General features: G+C 68.5%; 31 protein-coding genes. 30 read left to right on the top strand and 1 reads right to left on the bottom strand.

The annotated features are described in order from the left end of the window. Positions 1–2: 2 nt before the first annotated feature. The 25 genes from K3769_RS04325 (at position 3) to K3769_RS04210 (ending at position 16175) form a co-directional block, all read left to right on the top strand. Positions 3–713, top strand: a complete 711-nt coding sequence (locus K3769_RS04325) for a glycosyltransferase family 2 protein (RefSeq protein WP_267025120.1) — start codon at positions 3–5, stop codon at positions 711–713. Then, positions 710–1012, top strand: coding sequence for a hypothetical protein (locus tag K3769_RS04320; RefSeq protein WP_267025119.1), 303 nt, complete (start codon positions 710–712; stop codon positions 1010–1012). Before K3769_RS04325 ends, K3769_RS04320 begins: the two co-directional genes overlap by 4 nt. After that, positions 1009–1617: a class I SAM-dependent methyltransferase gene (locus K3769_RS04315; RefSeq protein WP_267025118.1), complete on the top strand. Its 609-nt coding sequence runs from the start codon at positions 1009–1011 to the stop codon at positions 1615–1617. The genes K3769_RS04320 and K3769_RS04315 overlap by 4 nt, the downstream gene beginning before the upstream one ends. Positions 1618–1834: 217 nt before the next feature. Continuing rightward, positions 1835–2713: an NAD-dependent epimerase/dehydratase family protein gene (locus K3769_RS04310; RefSeq protein WP_267025117.1), complete on the top strand. Its 879-nt coding sequence runs from the start codon at positions 1835–1837 to the stop codon at positions 2711–2713. Then, positions 2710–2904 (top strand): hypothetical protein, encoded by a 195-nt coding sequence (locus K3769_RS04305; RefSeq protein WP_267025116.1) that lies wholly within the window; start codon positions 2710–2712, stop codon positions 2902–2904. The genes K3769_RS04310 and K3769_RS04305 overlap by 4 nt, the downstream gene beginning before the upstream one ends. A gap of 26 nt (positions 2905–2930) precedes the next feature. After that, a complete protein-coding gene (locus K3769_RS04300; RefSeq protein WP_267025115.1) occupies positions 2931–3197 on the top strand; it encodes a hypothetical protein in 267 nt (88 codons plus the stop codon). Further along, positions 3194–3547, top strand: a complete 354-nt coding sequence (locus K3769_RS04295; protein WP_267025114.1) for a hypothetical protein — start codon at positions 3194–3196, stop codon at positions 3545–3547. Before K3769_RS04300 ends, K3769_RS04295 begins: the two co-directional genes overlap by 4 nt. Next, the gene (locus K3769_RS04290) at positions 3544–3792 is read left to right on the top strand and encodes a hypothetical protein (protein ID WP_267025113.1); all 249 of its coding nucleotides are present in this window, start codon (positions 3544–3546) and stop codon (positions 3790–3792) included. The genes K3769_RS04295 and K3769_RS04290 overlap by 4 nt, the downstream gene beginning before the upstream one ends. An 18-nt stretch (positions 3793–3810) precedes the next feature. Beyond that, positions 3811–4188: a hypothetical protein gene (locus K3769_RS04285; RefSeq protein WP_267025112.1), complete on the top strand. Its 378-nt coding sequence runs from the start codon at positions 3811–3813 to the stop codon at positions 4186–4188. A 21-nt stretch (positions 4189–4209) separates the two neighbouring features. Further along, positions 4210–4401: a hypothetical protein gene (locus K3769_RS04280; RefSeq protein WP_267025111.1), complete on the top strand. Its 192-nt coding sequence runs from the start codon at positions 4210–4212 to the stop codon at positions 4399–4401. After that, on the top strand, positions 4401–5054 hold the full coding sequence (locus K3769_RS04275) for a hypothetical protein (RefSeq protein ID WP_267025110.1): 654 nt from the start codon (positions 4401–4403) through the stop codon (positions 5052–5054). Before K3769_RS04280 ends, K3769_RS04275 begins: the two co-directional genes overlap by 1 nt. Next, complete coding sequence (locus tag K3769_RS04270; RefSeq protein WP_267025109.1) at positions 5047–5250, top strand: hypothetical protein; 204 nt, start codon at positions 5047–5049, stop codon at positions 5248–5250. Before K3769_RS04275 ends, K3769_RS04270 begins: the two co-directional genes overlap by 8 nt. A gap of 301 nt (positions 5251–5551) precedes the next feature. Beyond that, on the top strand, positions 5552–5752 hold the full coding sequence (locus K3769_RS04265; protein ID WP_267025108.1) for a hypothetical protein: 201 nt from the start codon (positions 5552–5554) through the stop codon (positions 5750–5752). A 2-nt stretch (positions 5753–5754) separates the two neighbouring features. Then, positions 5755–5985: a hypothetical protein gene (locus K3769_RS04260; protein ID WP_267025107.1), complete on the top strand. Its 231-nt coding sequence runs from the start codon at positions 5755–5757 to the stop codon at positions 5983–5985. A 372-nt stretch (positions 5986–6357) separates the two neighbouring features. Beyond that, positions 6358–7302: an HNH endonuclease gene (locus tag K3769_RS41065; protein WP_372515137.1), complete on the top strand. Its 945-nt coding sequence runs from the start codon at positions 6358–6360 to the stop codon at positions 7300–7302. A gap of 222 nt (positions 7303–7524) precedes the next feature. Further along, a complete protein-coding gene (locus tag K3769_RS04255; protein ID WP_267025106.1) occupies positions 7525–8163 on the top strand; it encodes a bifunctional DNA primase/polymerase in 639 nt (212 codons plus the stop codon). A gap of 82 nt (positions 8164–8245) precedes the next feature. Beyond that, positions 8246–8689 carry a phage terminase small subunit gene (locus tag K3769_RS04250; protein WP_267025105.1) on the top strand — a complete coding sequence of 148 codons (444 nt, stop codon included), beginning with the start codon at positions 8246–8248 and terminating at the stop codon, positions 8687–8689. A gap of 241 nt (positions 8690–8930) precedes the next feature. Beyond that, positions 8931–10424 carry a terminase large subunit domain-containing protein gene (locus K3769_RS04245; protein ID WP_267025104.1) on the top strand — a complete coding sequence of 498 codons (1494 nt, stop codon included), beginning with the start codon at positions 8931–8933 and terminating at the stop codon, positions 10422–10424. Next, the gene (locus tag K3769_RS04240) at positions 10421–11887 is read left to right on the top strand and encodes a phage portal protein (protein ID WP_267025103.1); all 1467 of its coding nucleotides are present in this window, start codon (positions 10421–10423) and stop codon (positions 11885–11887) included. The genes K3769_RS04245 and K3769_RS04240 overlap by 4 nt, the downstream gene beginning before the upstream one ends. Then, positions 11865–12656 (top strand): VG15 protein, encoded by a 792-nt coding sequence (locus tag K3769_RS04235; RefSeq protein WP_493660836.1) that lies wholly within the window; start codon positions 11865–11867, stop codon positions 12654–12656. Before K3769_RS04240 ends, K3769_RS04235 begins: the two co-directional genes overlap by 23 nt. Positions 12657–12731: 75 nt before the next feature. Beyond that, entirely contained in the window at positions 12732–13388 is a 657-nt protein-coding gene (locus K3769_RS04230; RefSeq protein WP_267025101.1) for an FKBP-type peptidyl-prolyl cis-trans isomerase, read from the top strand. A gap of 12 nt (positions 13389–13400) precedes the next feature. Then, positions 13401–14357, top strand: a complete 957-nt coding sequence (locus tag K3769_RS04225) for a phage major capsid protein (protein ID WP_267025100.1) — start codon at positions 13401–13403, stop codon at positions 14355–14357. Positions 14358–14422: 65 nt separating this feature from the next. Further along, positions 14423–15391 (top strand): glycosyltransferase family 4 protein, encoded by a 969-nt coding sequence (locus K3769_RS04220; protein WP_267025099.1) that lies wholly within the window; start codon positions 14423–14425, stop codon positions 15389–15391. Between the two features lie 8 nt (positions 15392–15399). Then, positions 15400–15813, top strand: a complete 414-nt coding sequence (locus tag K3769_RS04215) for a hypothetical protein (protein WP_267025098.1) — start codon at positions 15400–15402, stop codon at positions 15811–15813. Then, a complete protein-coding gene (locus tag K3769_RS04210; RefSeq protein ID WP_267025097.1) occupies positions 15813–16175 on the top strand; it encodes a hypothetical protein in 363 nt (120 codons plus the stop codon). Before K3769_RS04215 ends, K3769_RS04210 begins: the two co-directional genes overlap by 1 nt. Here the strand turns inward: K3769_RS04210 and K3769_RS04205 are convergent. Continuing rightward, entirely contained in the window at positions 16172–16492 is a 321-nt protein-coding gene (locus K3769_RS04205) for a DUF4429 domain-containing protein (protein ID WP_267025096.1), read from the bottom strand. The two genes, K3769_RS04210 and K3769_RS04205, sit on opposite strands and share 4 nt — an antisense overlap. A 35-nt stretch (positions 16493–16527) precedes the next feature. Here K3769_RS04205 and K3769_RS04200 point away from each other — a divergent pair, with 35 nt between their 5' ends. The 5 genes from K3769_RS04200 to K3769_RS04180 all read left to right on the top strand — a co-directional run bounded on the left by K3769_RS04200 (position 16528) and on the right by K3769_RS04180 (position 18848). Beyond that, positions 16528–16863, top strand: a complete 336-nt coding sequence (locus K3769_RS04200; RefSeq protein ID WP_267025095.1) for an HK97 gp10 family phage protein — start codon at positions 16528–16530, stop codon at positions 16861–16863. After that, positions 16860–17252 carry a hypothetical protein gene (locus K3769_RS04195; RefSeq protein WP_267025094.1) on the top strand — a complete coding sequence of 131 codons (393 nt, stop codon included), beginning with the start codon at positions 16860–16862 and terminating at the stop codon, positions 17250–17252. The genes K3769_RS04200 and K3769_RS04195 overlap by 4 nt, the downstream gene beginning before the upstream one ends. 55 nt (positions 17253–17307) lie before the next feature. Then, a complete protein-coding gene (locus tag K3769_RS04190) occupies positions 17308–17910 on the top strand; it encodes a phage tail tube protein (protein WP_267025093.1) in 603 nt (200 codons plus the stop codon). 90 nt (positions 17911–18000) lie between these two features. After that, positions 18001–18432 carry a hypothetical protein gene (locus K3769_RS04185; RefSeq protein WP_267025092.1) on the top strand — a complete coding sequence of 144 codons (432 nt, stop codon included), beginning with the start codon at positions 18001–18003 and terminating at the stop codon, positions 18430–18432. A 65-nt stretch (positions 18433–18497) separates the two neighbouring features. Further along, a complete protein-coding gene (locus K3769_RS04180) occupies positions 18498–18848 on the top strand; it encodes a hypothetical protein (RefSeq protein ID WP_267025091.1) in 351 nt (116 codons plus the stop codon). Positions 18849–18854: the final 6 nt, after the last annotated feature.

The raw sequence follows: 18854 nt of genomic DNA, 5'->3' as shown, positions 1-18854 counted from the left end.
CCATGGCCGACGACCTGCTCGTCATCATCCCCACCCGAGGCCGCCCCGGTGCTGTGCGCGAGATCGTGCAGGCGTGGGACGACACCGGTGCGACCGCCGATCTGCTGTTCTGTGTCGACAAGGACGATCCGGAGCTGGCCGCGTACAAGGCGGTGGCGAAGGAGCTGTCCGGCGACGTGCGGGTGCGGTTCGTGTTCTGGGCGCGGAAGCGGCTGTGCGGCACGTTGAACCAGGCGGCGGTGAAGAACGCGCCCAACTACCGGTTCCTCGCGTTCATGGGCGACGACCACCGGCCCCGGCCCGCTGCGATGGCGTGGGACGCCCGCATCCGCGAGTGCCTGTCCGGCGGGCCCGGCATCGTATACGGCAACGACCTGCTGCAAGGCGAAGCCATGGCGACCGCTGTCGCGATGACCTCCGACATCGTCGAGGCGCTGGGGTATTTCGCGCCTGACTGCCTGGTGCATCTCTGTCTCGATCTGTGCTGGGTCGAGTGGGGTCGCGGCATGGGCCGCATCACCTATCTCGACGACATGGTCATCGAGCACCTACATCCGGCGGCGGGCAAGGCGGCGTTTGATCAGGTCTACGAGGACTGCAACAGCCCCGAACGGGCGTCTGCCGACGGCGCCGCCTACATCGACTACCGCGACAACGGCGGGCTCGAAGCCGACCTCGCCAAACTGCGGGCGCTCGTCGAGGAGGCGTCGTGAAACCTCACCTCGGCGACCAAGTCCACTACGTCGAGCGAGATCGTCGCACGGACCAGCCGCTTCCATGTCGGCTTGCCTTCATCAGCGAAGTCCCGCGATTCCTGAACCGAGAGCCGCTGGACGGCTGCCCGAACGGCACCGACGGTGAGTGGATAGCGAGCCTGGTCGTGGTCGGCCGGACCGGCTTCGCCTTCGCGGGCGACGCCGACTACCTCACCCCTCACGGGTCGAACGCCCCGTGGGCCGAGGACGCCGCCACTTCGTGGCACGTCGCTGCGGATTGCGAGGAGGCCTCGTGACCGCCGAAGCCGTCATCCAAGCGTGGGACGTCGCCGACCCCGAGGCGATTCACCCGCTGCGTCGCGTCTCCGAGGATGCCTACTGGGAGTCGGGCCGCGCGCAGGCCGACATGCTCGCCACCGTCATCCCCGACGGGGCGAAGGTCATGGACTTCGGCTGCGGAGACGGACGGGTCGCCATCCCCATGGCTATCCGTGGCTACGAAGTCACCGCTGCTGACAGCTCGCAGAACATGCTGGACCGGTTCGATGAACGCATCTTCCAGCGCGACAGGATCACACTCGTTCAGGCGTCCGCCGACGGCATCGCCGGACACCTCGGGCGCCGCCGCATGGACGCCGTTTACAGCCTCGCCGTACTGATCCACCACAGCTACACCGACTGCCTGCACATCATCGAACGCCTGCGGGCCGCCACCAAACTCGGCGGGATCCTCGTCCTCGACTGGCCCGTCTCCGAGGCGCCCGAAGAGGCCGACTCGTGGATCGGCGTCACCACCTGGTCCCCGCAGCAGCAGGCCGACGCCTGCGCGCGCATCGGGCTCGAACCCGTCGACAGCAAACTGCCGTGGGGGGTCTACCGGGCCGTGAAGGCGGGCGGCTGATGCGTGAAGCGCTCGCGCCCCGGCAGGCTTCGCCACGTCGCCGCTGGGAGTACCGAGGGCGAAGCGAGTGCCGCAACGCGGCCACCTACTGGCTCCGGTACGCGCTCACGGAGCCGTGGGACTTCGCCTACTGCGCCCCGCGCCGGATTGCCTGCCGCCTGTTCGGGCGCCACAACGTCACCTGCCGAGGACGGCTCGACCACCCCCGGAGGTGACCATGCGCGTCCTCCTCTCCGGTGCGTCCGGCTTCGTCGGCCGCCACCTGCACCGCGCGCTCCTCGACCGTGGCGACCTCGTCCTCGGTATCGACCTCAACGCCACCCCCCTCGCCCGCAGCGGCGACGCCCTCGACTTCTTCCGCACCGATGACCGCCGCTGGGACCTCGCCATCCACGCGGCTGCGATCGTCGGCGGCCGGGCCAGCATCGACGGCAGCCCGCTCGGAGTCGCCACCAACCTGGCCTTGGACTCCTGGTACTTCCGGTGGCTCGTCCGCACCGGCACCCCGCGCGCCGTGTACTTCAGCTCGTCTGCCGCCTATCCGGTCGCGCTTCAGCAGCCGGGCCCGGTCCGCCGGCTCGTCGAGACGGACATCGACTACGAGCAGCCCGGCCGGCCCGACGCGACGTATGGGCTCGTGAAGCTCGCCGGCGAGCAGCTCGCGCAGTACGCCGAAGCTGAGGGCTGCCGGGTGCACGTCCTCCGGCCATTCTCTGGCTACGGCACCGACCAGGACGACGTGTACCCGTTCCCGGCGTTCATCCGCCGGGCCCGCGAGCGGCAGGACCCGTTCGAAATCTGGGGCGACGGCAGCTCGACGAGAGACTGGGTCCACATTGACGATCTCGTTGGCGCGACGCTCGCGGCCGTCGACCAGGACGCCACCGGGCCGATCAACGTGGGCTGGGGCCGGGCGGCCAGCTTCGACGAACTCGCTGGGCTCGTCACCGCCGAAGCCGGATACCGGCCCGAGTTCAAGCACCTGCCCGCCGCACCGCAAGGCGTCCACCACCGCGTCTGTGATCCGAAGCGGATGCTCGACGTCTACCAGCCGACCGTGACCCTCGAAGAGGGCGTGCGGCGGGCACTCGCATGACCGGCCGCTTCCTCGCCTTCGAACTCGCAGGACTCGGAGAAGCGCCGGACCCCGACGACGCGCTCGCCTACGGGCGCACGCTCGTCGAACGCGGCGGCGCAACCGTCCCTGCGGATGCTCGACCCCGGATTACTCAACGCGCCGACGGCAGCGACTGCTACCGCGTGGAGATCCCCGCAAGTTTCGCCTGACCACCCCACCCGGAAGGCCCGCGCCCATGGCTTCCCCCGACCTGCCCTTGTGGGCATGGAATCTGATCATCGCCGTGCAAGGTCACGAAGACCAGCACGCCTCCAGCGACCCGTGCCTGAAGGGCGTCCTCAACGCCGTCCCCGCCGAAGTCCGCTCGCAGGCTGAGGCGATCGCCGCCTACGTGCAGCAGGCGCGTGGCAACGAGGTCGCCGACAAGGCAGCCAAGGCGTGGGACTACCTCATGGCCGAGTTCTTCCCCAAGGCGGACGACGAGCCGGAGGCGACGTCATGACTGACCATGTCCTGACTTCCCTCGCCTGGCTCGCCGCGATCACCACGGCCGTCATCTACTGGGCGGGGCGGCCGAAGAAGAAGGCCAGCAAGAAGGCCGCCGCGAAGACCAGCGGTCCGCAGGCTGCCGTCATTGAGGTCGTCGAGAAGGGGCGCGCCACCGACAGCACCAGCGGCGGCAGCGTCATCACCCCCAACGACGTCCGCATCAACGGACAGTCGCTCCTCATTCCGCGCGACGCCGAGATCACCGTCCACGAGATCACCAGCCGCGACGACGAACTCGTCACCGTCACCCTCACTCTCTTCGCCCGCCGCGTCGTCATCGCAGCCGAACAGGACCTGACGTGAGCGAGACCCGCGTCGAACTCCGCGTCGCCCCGGAACGCGAAGCCGACTTCGACAAGCACAAGCACCTGCTGCCCGGCAGTGAAGAATCCCGGCGCCGCGACGGCGAGCACGTCATCCTCACCTGGATCGCCCCCGACGCCCCGCCCGACGCGGCCGTCATGAGCCCCTACTTCACGCACGTCGGCGACCGGATCGAACTCGGCGGCATCGACTACTACGACACCGCCGGATATCACCTCACCTGACCCACGGAGCCCGCGCCAATGGACCTCCACGCCTGGATCACCCAGCAAGTCGACGCCGTTGAGCGGTCGATCGAAGACGACTGCATCCCGAGCGGCGAAGCCGCACCCATCCTGCGCCGCTGCGAGGCGGACCGCCGCATCCTCGCCCGACACGCGCCGCAGCCGAACGGGACCGGCTTTGATGACGGCTGGCAGTGCCGGACGTGCAGCGAAGACGGCGGCGACGGCTACCAGTACCTCGTGCCCTACCCGTGCCCGACCGTCACCGATCTCGCGCACGCCCACGACATCACCCCCGAGACCCTCGCTGGACTCGACCACCCACGGCCGCCCACCCCGCCCATCACCACCAGCGACGTGCCCGAAGCGCTACGCGGGCCGCACTGGAAGCCGTAACCCACCACAGGAGCCCGCGCCATGGCCCGCTACACGATCAACTACCTCACCGGTCACGAAGAGACCATCGAGGCGAAATACATCGAACCGTCCGGCAGCCAGTACATCGGCTGGGCCGGAGACGGATCCGCCTGCGCCTACATCCCCATCGCCAACGTCCTCAGCGTCGTCCGCCTCGCCGACGAGACCACAACCAAGGCGGTGGGCGCCTGATGGCCCGCCTGCAGATCCTCGAACTCCCCGAAGTCTTCGTCGGCGAAGCCAGCGAGACGCCCTTCGTGCTCGTCCTCGACCAAGTCGACGACGAACTCGCCGAAGACATCACCCGCTGGCCCGAAGACGTCGCCACACGGATCGGTGCCCGGCAAGTCCTCTGCTTCCCCGGAACCATCGACATCCCCGCCAACGACACCACCGCGTACCTCGACGCGGCACGCGGCGCCCTCCCGGCGGACGCCCACTACGAGATGACCATCGGCGGAAAGCCCGTCGACTGGACCCGCGCCGACGAGCCGCGTGCCCGTGCCGTCGACGCCGTCCAGGAGCGGACCGACATCGCCAGCGACGCTGACAGGCTCGCCCGGTGGAGGATCGCACTCGCCGACGCCCTCGGCATGGACCGACTCCGCGACTGGGACGACATCCGCAACGCCGCTGCTGGTCTCCGCAAGGAACGCGACGCGCGGGCCGCAGCAACGGAGGCTGTCCGCAACCTGCACCGCCCGGTCGAGCACCGAGGTCAGATCATCTGCTGGGAATGCTCCGCCTACGACCTTGCGGGACTCTCCACGGACAACGCGCCCGTAGCCCACGACCAGTGCGGCACCCTCCGCGCACTGAAGAGCGACCAATCCGCCGATGCCTGACGTGACGGTGAAGTTGTCCGACGGCGTCCGAGAAGTCACCGTCGAAGTGACCGGCGCCGACGACGCACTCCGGCGAGCCGAAGAAACCGCCGTCCGGCTCTACGGGATCGCCGCCGCCAACAGCCCGGCCGACCGACGCGCCGGATTCGCAGGCTGGTCACCCGGCAGCAGCACCGAACGCAGCGGTGAGGAATAGGAGACGGCTGTGAGCGGAGGGTGGGCCAACTCGGACAGGAAAGGCCGCCTGCCCAGCAACTGGTCTCGCCTGCGCGCCGAGACGCTCGCCAAGCATCCGACCTGCGTCCTGTGCGGCGTTCGACCGAGTACGCACTGCGACCACATCAAGGCCAAGACCGACGACCACACGCAGCTCCAGGGAGTTTGCGAGCCCTGTCACCTGCAGAAATCGTCACGCGAGGGCAACGAGGCGCAGCGCGCCAACCCCCGGCCCGGACGGACGAGACCGCAGGAACCACACCCCGGGATGAGGTGAGCGCATGAAGATCTGGCCCGGCTGGCAGCTCGTCGTGAAGCTCGAACCCTCCACCCCACGCCGCTGCCGCCACATCGTGAAGACCGCAGGCCAGCCCATGCGCTGCATCTTCAACGCCGGACACCCGCCACACGGACACACCGGCAGCGCCGACCTCCACGCCCCCGCCATCCCGTCACCCGGCACTCTCGCGGACAGGCGGTGACCATGACGCGCTACCTGATCGTCCACGCCGAACGGCGCGGCGACGACACCGTCATCGAAGACCCCGACCTCACCGTCGAGTTCATCGACGGCTGGGTCCTCTTCAAAGACCGCGACCTCATCCAACCCAACCGCGTCGTCCTCGCCATCCCAGCAGTGCAAGTCGCACGCGTCGAACGGGTAGACGACGAGCAGAACACCGAAGGCACAGAGCTCGCGCCACGCAAGGAGTAGAGCTGTGGCCAGTCGCGCCAAGTCCAACCGTCGCATCGTCCGCGAAGGCCGCCGCTACTGGAGCGACCGGCCGACCAGTGGGGGCAAAGCAGCCGGCATCGGATACGGGATGCGCAACGGATCGTTCACCCGCTGCGTGTCTCGCGTGCAGCGCTTCATGGGACCCCGGGCGCGCGGGTACTGCGCCCTCAGGTTCCACGAGGCGACCGGTGCATGGCCCGGATCCAAGGCCAACCGAGGCACCAAGGGTCGCCGTCGATGACCAACAAAGCCCCACGAAACGTCAGTTGAATTGCGACAATGGGATGAAGAAACCCCGGCGAGCGTTGGAGCGCTCCCGGGGCCGTGGCCAGCCTGAGCGAACAGGTCGACATGACACAGGCTATACGCCCCACCTTCATCAACTGCGCCCGCTGCGGCACCGAGAAGAAAGTCGGGCGAGGCGGACCCATTCCCGCGTACTGCTCGGCAGCATGCAGGAATGCGCTGAGCAACGAGCGGGCCCGCAAGGACGGCCGCTACGAACAGCGGCTCGTGAAGATGCGAGCAAGGGCAGCTGCCCAACGCGAGGCCGAAGCCCGCCCCTGCCCGTACTGCGGCAGCCCTATGACGAACCCGCGCCGCGTTCAATGCGGCGCCCCAGAGTGCAAGCGGCAATTCCGCAACGCACGCCAAGCCGAGTTCCAGAGGAAACACAAGGCTGAGCATGGCGTGTACTACAGCAGGCAGTACGACGGGGACCGGGTCAAGGCGTATCGGATCACCTGCATTCAGTGCGGGACAGAGGCAGTCGTGACCAAGCCGACGTCTCGATACTGCTCGCACTCATGCTGGTACAAGGCGAGCCATGCTCGGCACGCACAGGTAGAGCTGGCCTGGAAGCCGCTACTGCGAGCGCCACGCCTGGCAACCGTGATCCTCTTGCGTCCACTGCGACGACGCTGGTTCAGCGCGTGCTGTCCGATGTGCTCGACATGGTTCATCACAGACAACCCGCGAGACCGGAACTGCTCACGTCGATGCAGCAGGCGAGCAGCCAAGGACAGGCGTCGCGCCATGGAACGTGACGCCTTCGTTCAGCACGTCAGTCGACCAGACGTGTACGAGCGGGACCAGTGGACATGCCAGCTGTGCGGTGAGGCAGTACTGCGGGACGAGGTCGTTCCTCACCCTCAAGCGCCGACACTGGATCACATCATCGCGTTGTCGCGAGGTGGAACTCACGAACCCGCGAACGTCCAACTGGCTCACTTCTACTGCAATCTGATCAAGAACGACGGCGAGTGGGCAGACGTCGGTCGCCGGCCGGCCGCGTAGAGGTAGCTGCGCATGGGAGGGGTGGCACGGTACCCCCCTCCCCCCTTGATCCACTCCTCGGGCTGGTATAGCTCTCGACATCGCCCCCGGGTTTCCAAGGCTGCTGACCTGCGGTGATGGCGCACCGGTCTAGTCCACTCGGCTTGGCGGACCGTGTCGCAGGATGGTAACGATGCAGGTCAGGCCCCGATAGCCGTGACATTCGCTGGCTAGACTGGACGCATGACGTCGACCGCCGTGACCCGCCGCACCGAGTGCGAGCAGTGCGCTGGCCCGCTGCCGTTGATGGCGCGGGCCGATGCGCAGTACTGCGGTGCGACCTGCAGGAAGCGGGCGAGTCGATCACGGATCGCTGCCCGTCAGGCGCGGGTTTCTGCCGAGCGGCAGGCCCGTATCCCGGCCGAGTTGACGTCGCGTCCTCGCTGGGTGCGGCATAAGGACAAGGTGCCGCTCCGCGTCGATGGCCGTTTCGCCTCGGTGAAGGACCCGTCGTCCTGGTCGGACTACGCCGCGGCCACTGCGTCCCGCGCTGGCGACGGCGTCGGCTTCGTCCTCACGGCTGGCGACGGCATCGTGGTCATCGACCTGGACCATGCGGTCGAGGACGGCCAGATCCTGCCGTGGGCGCAGACGATCGCCGACCAGTTGCCGCCGACGTATATGGAGCGCGGCCGGTCCGGTACTGGCCTGCACCTGTGGTTCCGCGGTGCGGTCGAGCACGGCCGGCGTATCCGCCGCGGCGAGTTGGCGGTCGAGGTGTACTCGGACCGCCGCTACATGATCGTGGGTGACCGGGTTCCGGGTACGCCTCTCAGTCTTGCCGAGCTGCCTGACGCAGCCGGTTTGATCGCTTCGCTCTGACGCCCCGGCGGCGTCCTGCGGGGCGTCGTTGTTTCCTGCCCTACGCGCGCCCTGGTGGCGCGCTCTGACCCTGGAGGTCGTCATGGGCGTTCGTGGACCTATCGGTAAGCGCTCCGAGGAGCGCATGGGCCATCGCTCGAAGGAAGAGAAGGACGCGGTCACGAAGGCCCCTTCGGGGGCCCCGGACGGTCTGCCGGACCTGCCGGATCCGAGTCCGCTGTGGGATCCGATCGCAACGGACTGGTATCTGTCGCTGCGGGAGTCGGGGCAGGCGGCGTTCTATCAGCCGTCGGACTGGGCGGTTGCCCGGTACGCCGCGGAGCTGATGTCGCGGGTGCTGGACTGTTCGGAGCGCGGCCCGAACGGTCAGCTGGTGGCGGCCCTGAACTCGGTAATGTCGTCGCTCCTTACGACTGAGGGCGATCGTCGGCGGGCCCGCATGGAACTAGAACGGAAGCCTGCCAGCAAGCAGGCGCCGGCTTCGGTGACGGCGATCGCCGACTACCGCTCCTCGATCGGTGGCTGACGAGGAAGTCCCCGACGTCATCGCGCCCTTCACGCTCGGGCCGACGTGGAAGCGTGGCCCGGACGGCAAGTTCGTGCTGCCTGAGTACACGCTGGGCTGGCATGCTCTGGCATGGACGGCGACGTACCTGCAGCACTACGTCGGCAAGCCCTGGCGGTACACGGCCGAGCAAGCTCGCTTGACCCTGTGGTGGTACGCCATGGACCCGGTGACGAACCGGTTCCTGTGGCGGGACGGGGTCGTGCAGCGGCTGAAGGGCTGGGGAAAGGACCCGGTCGTCGGATCGTGGGGCGCCTTCGAGTTCGTGGGGCCGTGTCGGTTCGCCGAGGTCGCCGACGAGGGCAACGAGTGGGATGTCCCGCCTGGCCAGCCGCTGGGGCAGCAGCATCCTGCGGCGTGGGTGCAGATGGCGGCGGTGTCGCAGGACCAGACCCGCAACACGATGACGTTGTTCCCGGGGCTCTTCACGAAGCGTGCTCTGCAGGAATACCGGATCGACCTCGGCAAGGAGATCATCTACGCGGACAAGGGGCGGGCGCGGATCGAGGCGGTGACGTCGTCGCCGCGCGCTCTGGAGGGTGGCCGGCCGACGGCTACGTACCCGAACGAGACGCATCACTGGCTGGAGTCGAACTCGGGCCACGAGATGGCGGCCGTGATCGAGCGCAACGCAACAAAGTCGGCGGATGGCGCCAGCCGCACCCTGGCGATCACGAACGCGTTCGAGCCGGGCGAAGACTCGGTGGCCGAGCGGACCCGGGACGCCTATGAGGCAGCCGAGGCGGGCCGCGCCGCGGACACGGGACTCTTCTACGACTCGCTGGAGGCCCCGCCCGAGGCGAAGCTGACCGAGGCGTGGATCCGTCCAACGCTGGAAGTGGTCCGCGGGGATTCGACATGGCTGGACATTGAACGGTTGAAGGCGTCGATCCTGGACGTCCGCAACCCGGCGTCCCGGTCGCGCCGCTTCTGGTTCAACCAGATCACCGCTGCCGAGGACGCGTGGTTGGCCCGTTATGAGTGGGAGGCCTGCAAGCGCGAGGATCTGGCCCTGGCCGATGGCGACGAGGTCGTGCTGTTCTTCGACGGCTCCAAGTCGGATGACGCGACCGGGCTGTGCGCCTGCCGCATGTCGGACGGTCTGGTGTCGGCACTGGGCGTGTGGCAGAAGCCGGCGAACTGGCCGGCCCCGAGCACCCCGGGCTTCGTGCCCTACCGGGTTCCGCGGGATGACGTGCACGGCGTGATGAAGAACGCGTTCGCCCGCTTCAAGGTTCAGGCGTTCTTCGCGGACCCGGGCTCCGGCCAGGATGACGACGACGGCGAAATGTACTGGGACACGTACATCGATCTGTGGGGTCAGACGTGGGGCTCGAAGCTGGTCCTGCGTTCGGTGGCGTCGGGCGCGAAGGCGCACGCGGTGCGCTGGGACATGCGCGATCCGCGCAATCAGGAGACGTTCACGGAGGCCGTGAAGCGCACCCACGCGGACGTGCTGGAGCGGACCCTGATCCACGACGGGCACAAGGTGCTGCGCACGCACGTCATCAACGCCCGGCGGCGGACGAACCGGTGGGGGATCACGATCGGCAAGGAGCACCGTGAGTCTGCACGCAAGATCGACCTCGCGGTGTGCGCGATCGGCGCCCGAATGCTGCGCCGCATGATCCTCAACTCGCCGAAGCAGGCCAAGAAGAAGACTCCGGGCCGCGGGAGGGTGGTGGTGCTCCGATGACCGCCTACGCTCCTGAACTGCCGTTGACGTTCCTGTCGGACGACGAGCTCGCACTGATCAATCTGTTGCGGGCGGACATGCTGCGGGACCGGTGGGCGCTGCAGTTGCGGGACGCCTACTTCAACGGCGAGCAGCTGGTGCGCGACCTCGGCATTTCGATCCCGCCGCAGCTCAAGGGTCTGCATACGGTGATCGGCTGGCCGCGGGTCGGCGTCGAGTCCCTGGAGGAGCGCCTCGATCTGGAGGCGTTCCGGTGGGCCGACGGCTCTGACTCGACCGAGTTGAAGGAGATCGCCAACAGCAACGACCTGTTCGACGAGTCGAGCCTCGCCCATCTGGATGCGCTGGTGTACGGCCGCGAGTATCTGGCGGTCGGGTCCGGTGATCTCGACGGGGATGGCCCGCCGCTGATCTCGGCTGAGTCGCCGCTGGACATGACGCTGATGTGGGATGCCCGCCTGCGCATGGGTACGGCGGCGTTGCGGGAGTGCGCGGCGGACACGTACATCGAGTCCGGCCCCGACGAGCGGATGCTGGTCCTGTATCTGCCGGACCAGACGGTGATGTGCCTGCCGAACGCTTCCGGCGGCTGGGAGGTCGTCGACCGCGACATTCACCAGCTGGGCGTGGTGCCGGTGGTGCGGATGGCGAACCGGCAGCGCACCGCGGATCGGGTCGGCAAGTCGGAGATCACCCCCGAGGTCATGTCGATCACGGATGCGGCGTGCCGCCGGCTGATGGGCATGGAGGTGGCCGCCGAGTTCTTCGGCGCCCCGCAGCGCTACATCCTCGGCGCCTCCGAGTCCGCGTTCCAGGACGCGGAGGGCAATGCGCTGGACGCCTGGCAGACGTACATCGGCCGGATGCTCGGCCTGGAGCGCGACGAGAACGGTGACATCCCGACGGTCGGGCAGTTCCCTGCTCACGATCCGTCCGGCATGACGAAGATCATCGACTTGTACGCGCGGATCATGTCCAGCCAGTTCGGGCTTCCGCCGCACATGCTCGGCTACACCACCGACAACCCCGCTTCTGCTGATGCCATCCGGTCGACCGAAGCGAAGCTGGTGAAGCGCTCCGAGCGTCGCATCCGCCGCTTCGGCGCCGCCTGGCAGGACGCAATGCGCCTCGCCCTGTGGGTGCGCGACGGTGAGCCGCCGGACAAGGCGCGCCGCATCGAAACGGTGTGGCGCAACCCGGCAACCCCGACGGTGGCCGCCCAGGTGGATGCCACGGTCAAGCTGGTGCAGGCCGGGGTGCTGCCTGCCGACTCCGACGTCACGCTGGAGATGGCAGGGTTCACCGAAACCCAGCGGCAGCGCATCGCCGCGGACCGACGCCGCAGTGCCGGTCGGGCTGGCAGCAGCGCGCTGATGGACCGGCTCGCAGCACTGGACAGCGGAGACGCGGGCCGCAGCCCGGAGCCGTCGGAGGCCGACGTTGGCATCGACAACCTCCGATAGCTCGGCATCTTCCGGCCGCTGGCGGGCTGCACAACGCGGCCTCACCCGGCTCCTGCTGCGGGATTTACTCGTGCTGCGCCGACTGCTCGATCCAGGCCGTTTGCAGGCAACTGTGCCGCCGTGGATCGACGCGGTCACGGAGACGGTGGCCCGCTACTCGGAGACTTCGGCGACTCTGGCCGCGGACTTCTACGACGGGGAACGGGAGGCGGCAGGGGTGCCGGGCACATTCACGGTGCCGCTCGCGGACCCGCCGCCGGACGAGCAGGTGGACGCGTCGCTGCGCTGGGCCACGAAGGATCTGTGGCCACGCGAAGAGGCTGACGCCACCGTGGCGCAGCTGGAGCCGCTCGATGTTCGGCTCGAAGCAGCGATGGTCAAGGCGGACGCTGTGGCGCAGAAGCTGACTGCGGACGGCGGCCGGGAGACGCTTCGGCAGGCCGTGAAACAGGACAGGCAGGCGGTCGGCTACGCACGGGCTGCAGCGCTCGGCGCATGCGCCTTCTGTCGCCTCATGGCGTCCCGCGGGATGGTCTACAAGACTGCAGGAACTGCTGGCCAGGACGCTAATGAGCGTTTCAGTGGCGATGCGAGTGTGGCGAAATTCCACAACGATTGCCACTGTGCGATTGTCCCGGTTTTCAGGGGGCAGCGCTTCGAGTTGTCTCCGCACGCCGCCGAGTGGGACCGCCTGTACCGCGAGCTCGCGCAGGGCCACCCCGGCGATCAACTCCGCCTGTTCAGGCGGGCCATAGCTGAGCACGGCTAGTCCGCGCTCCGTTCGACGAGGTCGCCCTGGTGGCGGCCTTTCTCATTTCCACAGCCCCTGGAGGGCCGATTCGTCATGCCCGAAGAGACCGAGCAGGCCAGCGAGCAGCAGGAGTCCGGCACCGAGGAGACCGTCGAGGAGACGGGAACCGAGGAGGGCGGCACCGAGCGGCAGGGCGACGCCCAGGGGGCGGAGACCGGCAGCGAAGAGAAGCCGCTCGACCGGAAGAAGTTCGAGGCTGAGCTGCGCAAGAAGAACAGCGAGGCCGCGAACCTCCGCAAGCGCCTGAAGGAACTCGAACCGCTGGCGCAGAAGGCCAAGGAGTTCGAGGACGCGCAGAAGTCGGAGTCCGAACGCCTCAACGACCAACTGACCCGGGCGAACGAACAGATCGCCGCAACCCGCAAGAGCCTCGTTGAGGCTCGCGTGCAGGCCCTGGCCGGCACGCAGGCGGGGGAGCGTGCGGCGTTCACCGACCCGGAGGACGCGGTCGGCTCGCTGGACCTGACCTCGTACATCGACGAGTCGGGCTCGATCGACGAGACCGCCATTGAGGCGGATCTTCAGGCGCTGTTGGAGCGCAAGCCGCACTGGGCGCGAGTCCAGCCCCCGGAGGGCCCGCGGCGCCCGGCACCGGACCGCACTCAGGCGTCCGGCGCCAACAAGCAACGGACCCTCGACCCCGCGGATGAGTTCGCGGGGTTCGTCAATACGCGGCTCACGCGCCGCTGAAAGAGGTAAATCATGGCGGCCACGCCTCCCCTCAAGCTGTCCGACGTCAACGAGGCACTACTGCCCCGCACCCTCGCCGGGCCCATCTTCGAGAAGTCGGTCGAGGCGAGCGCGGTCATGGCGCTGGCACGCCCGGCGCCGCTCGCCCTCGATGCGACCACGTCGGTGCCGATCCCGATGGATGTGCCGACCGCCGACTGGGTCGGCCAGGCCGCGCGTAAGCCGCTGTCCAGCGGTGGCGTCGCCGTGAAGCAGATGCAGGCGAAGAAGGTCGCCGTGCTGATCCCGGTCTCCGAAGAGGTCGTCATGACCAACGCGGGCGGCCTGTGGACGCAGCTCCAGCGCGACCTGCCCACCGCGTTCGCGCGGGCCTTCGACCATGCGGCGATCCACGGCAAGACGATGAAGGGCGCGACCGGCCCGTTCGCCGACTACCTGGCGGCCACGGACAACGCGGTCGCTCTCGGTACGGCGCCGCGCAACGAGGGCGGCATCTGGGCCGACTTCGTCGACGGCATGGAGATGGTCGTCGATGGCGACTGGGACTACACCGGAACCGTCGCGGACCACCGGCTGAAGCCGAAGCTGCTGCGGGCGACGGACACGAACGGTCAGCCGATCCTCGTCGACACGCAGACACCGGGCACGGACATGGCGTCGGCGGGCACGCTGATCGGCGAGCCGCTCGCGTACTCGCGGTCGGTGTCGGGCAAGCAGCGCCGGCAGTCCGCGTCGGTGGACTCGGGTCTGCGCGCGATCGGCGGCGACTGGTCGCAGGCGGCCTACGGGATCGGCATGGACATCACCGTGCGGATCTCGAAGGAGGCCACATACATCGACGAGGACGGCGGCGTCCACTCGGCATTCCAGGAGAACCTGGTGCTGCTGCTGGCGGAGGCGTTCTACGGCTTCGTCATGGGCGACGAGGACGCGTTCGTCCGGTACACCGGCACGCCGAGCGGTTCCTGATGGCGAGGGCTGTCCCGGCTTCCGCGCCGGGCGGGGCAGCCAAGCCCCTGAAGATCGTGGCCCGCGTGCATGCCGCACCTCCCGAGCACAACGCGGGGGCGGAGCACATGCTCGTCTCCATGCTGCGCCCTTTGGTGGAGCGCGGGCACGACGTGTCGATGTGGCTGTCCCGGTACGGGAAGGCCAGCCGGGAGTACGAGTACCGGGGCATCAAGGTCGTGCCGTTGGCGTCGCGGCTGGACTTCCCGACCGCGGTCCGCAAGGCGGATGTGCTGCTTGCGCATCTGGAGACGGTGCCGTCGGCTTCGTCTCTGGCCCGCGGGTACGGAAAGCCGCTGGTGGTGGTCTGCCACAACACGCACCGGGCGACGTTCCGGGATGCGGCGGCGGGTGGGACTGCGCTGGCGGTCTACAACAGCCTGTGGATGGAGCGGGAGGCGGAACTCTTCTTCGCTGAGTACCCGAAGTCCGTTCGGCCCGAGTCGTCGCTGGTCGTGCGTCCGCCGGTGTTCGCCGGCGAGTACGCGACGAAGCCCGGCAGGGCGATCACGCTGGTCAACTGCAACCCGGAGAAGGGCGGCAAGGTCTTGAAGGTCTTGGCCGAGCGGATGCCGGATCAGCAGTTCCTGGCAGTGAAGGGCGCTTACGGCGAGCAGATCCTCCCGGACCTGCCGAACGTCGAGATCGTGGACCATGTGCGGGGCGAGGACATGCGGGAGCAGGTGTATGCCCGCACCCGCGTGCTGCTGATGCCGTCGTCCTACGAGTCGTGGGGCCGTGCCGGTTGCGAGGCGCTTGCGAGCGGTATCCCCGTGGTCGCGCACCCCACTCCGGGGCTGTGTGAGTCGCTGGGCGAGGCCGGGGTTTTCGTGGACCGGGCGGATGTCGCCGGCTACGAGGCGGTCCTGCGGAAGTTGATGACGGCTGCCGAGTACCGGCTGGCGTCGAAGCGGGCGAAGGCTCGAAGCGCCGAATTGGATCCGTCCGCTGATCTGGCGGCCTGGTGCAGTGCCGTGGAGTCCCTGACCCAGTAGGAGGCGTCGTGGCATTCACCCCGCCGACTGTCGAGCAGCTTGGCCTGTATCTCGGGCTGGGCGAGATCGACGGGAACCGGGCGGATCTGCTGATCGCGTCGGCGATCTCGCTGTGCCAGACGGTCGTGAAGCCGCTCCCTGAGGGCGCGGACGCGGTTGTTCTGTCGGTGGCGGGCCGCGCTTACGTGAATCCGCAGCAGGTGTCTTACGAGACGATCGGCCCGATGTCGGTGCAGCGGCCGTCAGGGTCGGGCGGCCTGTACCTGACCAAGAGCGACAAGTCGGCGCTGAAGTCCTTGGCGGGCCGCGGTGGCGCGTTCACGGTCGATCCGACGCCGACAACCGCGGATCCGTCTCCGACGTGGCCGATCGACGACGCCGGTTTCGCCGACGAGTTCGAACCGGGCTGGGGGTACGGCTGATGCCGGCCCCATACCCGTTCGGGGAGACGGTGCGGATCCTGCGCACCGGCAAGTCCCCGGGCCGCGGTCCTCGCGGTCAGCCGCTTCCGGGCCCGGACGAGTCATTCGACTTGCACGGCTGTGTGGTGACGCCGCGTGCGGAGACTCCGCAGGTGGGTGGGAGTCAGCAGCAGGAGCGGGACACGGTCATCGTCGGCTGGACCGTCTATGCGCCCGCGGGGCGCCCGATCCGGACGACAGACCGGGCGCGTATCCGCGGCGTGGATTGCGACATCACGGGCGAGCCCGGCGACTGGGGCCGCTCACCGTTCACCGGCACCCGCGGCGTCATCCAGTTTGCTGCGGACCGGGTGACCGGCTAGCTGCGGGCCTGCTCGACCGCGGCGACGAGATTCTCCGCAAGGTCGTTCGACTTCCGTGGGATCGACAGGCTGTGCGGGTCCTCGTATGGGGGCCTGCCCGCATGGAGGATGCCGCCTTTTTCGCCTGCGGCTTCGCTGCCGGGGAGCACGAACTGCACGTAGCCGTGCGTGAGCCGGGTGGCTGGCTTGTAGCGGGTGCCGGTGATGTCGGTGGCCCGGATCCGCACGGGTGCGGGTTTCGGTCCGACGGGCGTTTTCGCGATGGTGATCCATTCCCCGTCGAAGCTGATCGTGCCGAGTACGCCTTTGACGTCCACGCCGCCCCCTAGTTGCTCTTGGTTCTGGAGGGGATATGGCAGCACGTTTCAAGATGTCCCGCAAAGGTGTGGGGCAGATGCTGCGGATGCCGTCCATGCAGGCGGAGATGCTGCGCCGCGCCGAGGTCATCAAGGGCGTCGCCATCGGACTCTCCCCGGTGGATGCCGGGGGTCCGCACCCGGGCCACTACAAGGGGTCCTGGGAGGCCAGCAGTACAGCCCGGGGCGGCCGGAACCGCGACCGGGCAGTCGGCTACGTCCGCAACGGCGCCTACTACGCCCGCTGGGTGGAGTACAGCAACGGGCACCCGTCCGGGTCGGCGCACCACGTCCTGCTGCGGGCGGCCCTGATGGGCGGGCGCAACCAGTGACCGCGCTCGTCGACATCGAGCAGGAACTCATCACCCGCGCCACGGTCCGCTTCCCGGACGCGGTCGTCCGCGACGAGCTCGACAATAAGCTGCTCAGCGAGCTGCCGACGATCCAGATCACGCAGATCCCCGGCGGTGGCGACGACGGTCTGAAGTTGTCCCGGCCGATCGTCGACATCGACGTGTACGACGTCGACCGGGCCGCCGCCATCGCCTTGGCCAAGGACGTGCACGCCTGGGTGACCGGCGAGCTGCGCGGCACCAGCTCCGACACGGTCGTCATCGGCCGGACGGGCTGCCTGTCGCTGCCCGCGATCCGCCCCTACGAGAACACGTCGCTGCGTCGCGCTGGCGGTACCTACGAGTTCTTCTGCCATCCGGTCTCCTGACCGCTTCTGAGGCCCGCGCCGGTCCTTCATCACCCGCCCGTGCGCGGGCTCTTCCATGTCTGGAGACATCATGGTCAACATCACCCGCGCCGCGGATCTCGCTCTGGTGGGTGCGAACGGCGGCGGTTTCGTGGCTCCGGTGGGCACGGTCCGTCCCGCGTCGCCGCTGGCTCAGCCGGTCGCTCCTTGGGAGCCGCTGGGCGCCATCTCCGACGACGGCCTGACCTACGGTTTCGACGAGGACTCACAGGAGTTCACCCCGTGGGGGCTGACCTCTCCGTTCCGCACGCAAATCACCAAGTCGGTGCGGACGTTCGGGCTGACGGTGTGGGAGACGTCGCGGGTCGCCGTGCAGTCGCTGCAGTACCGGCTGGGTGCGGCGGACCTGGAGCCGAACGGCGACGGCCTGACCGAGTACGCGGAGACCGCGAGCCCGGTGCCGGACCGGCGCGCGTTCTGGTTCATCGTCATCGACGGCGACGCCTACAAGGGCTTCTACGTCCCCCAGGGCGAGATCAACGACCGCTCGGACGTCACGTTCAAGCAGGACGAGATGTCGGGCTACGAGTGGACGATCACGACCTACCCGGACGCCAACGGCAACACCGTGTACCACTGCGACAAGCTGCCGGTCACGCCCGCTTACACGGGCTCCTGAGCTGGTGGGCGGGCCGACTACCGTCGGCGCGGGCCCGGCCCGTCCACCTCTGCATTCTGCCCGCGCCGTTGAGAGAAGGAGGCCCGCGCCGTGGCCAGCACACCCCGCAAGACGACAGCCAGCAGCCGCAAGCCCCGCACCGCCGCCCGATCGGCTTCCCGGCCGCCGACGCGCGTCGGCGAGCCGGTCGAGGACTTCGACGAGCCCGAGGTCACCGAGGCCGACGCCCAGGAGGTCGAGGCTGTCGAGAACTTCGTGACCGGCGACCTGTGCGGCGAGGAAGTCCGCATGATCCCGCCCGGGGCGTGGCGGCAGTCGTGGCAGAACCTCCTGAACAACGGGCAGGTCGGTGCATTCATGGAGATCGTGCTGCACCCCGACGACCTTGAGGTGTTCACGGACGTCGACCCGACGAACGACGAGGTCGGCGACCTCATCAACGACGTGGCGCAGCGATCGGGTGAGAGCCTGGGGAAATCGCGTGGACCCGCTCCGTCGTCGAAGCGCACGCGGAGGCGGTAGAGGGCGACCTCGCCTACTACTACCCGCGGTCCGAGGACCAGATCGACGCCTTCCACCGCGGGGAGATGACGGCCCGACGGCTGCGGGTGCTGATCCAGCGCCTGCCGCCCGAGAGCGCGACGATGACCGCCATCCGCAATGCCATGACGGATGAGGAACTGGCGGAGCAGGCCGACAAGGGGCAGCCGGAGAAGGCGCCCTGGTCGCAGGCGGAGCAGCTGCTGGCTGTGATCGCTGACCGGGTTGCCGGGCTCACCTACGCCTATACGGCGGCGAACACGGAGAAGGGAAAGAAGAAGCCCACCGTGCCGGAGCCGATCCGCAGGCCGGGCGGCAAGCAGGCCAAACCGAAGCAGAAGCTCACCGCCGAGCAGGCCAACGTGCTGTTCGAAATGCTCAGGGAACGCCCGCTGTAGGGCGCC

This window comes from Streptomyces ortus (assembly GCF_026341275.1).
Lineage (GTDB): Bacteria > Actinomycetota > Actinomycetes > Streptomycetales > Streptomycetaceae > Streptomyces > Streptomyces ortus.
Note: the sequence above shows the minus strand (reverse complement) of the source record. Positions and strands in the feature narration are given on the sequence as shown.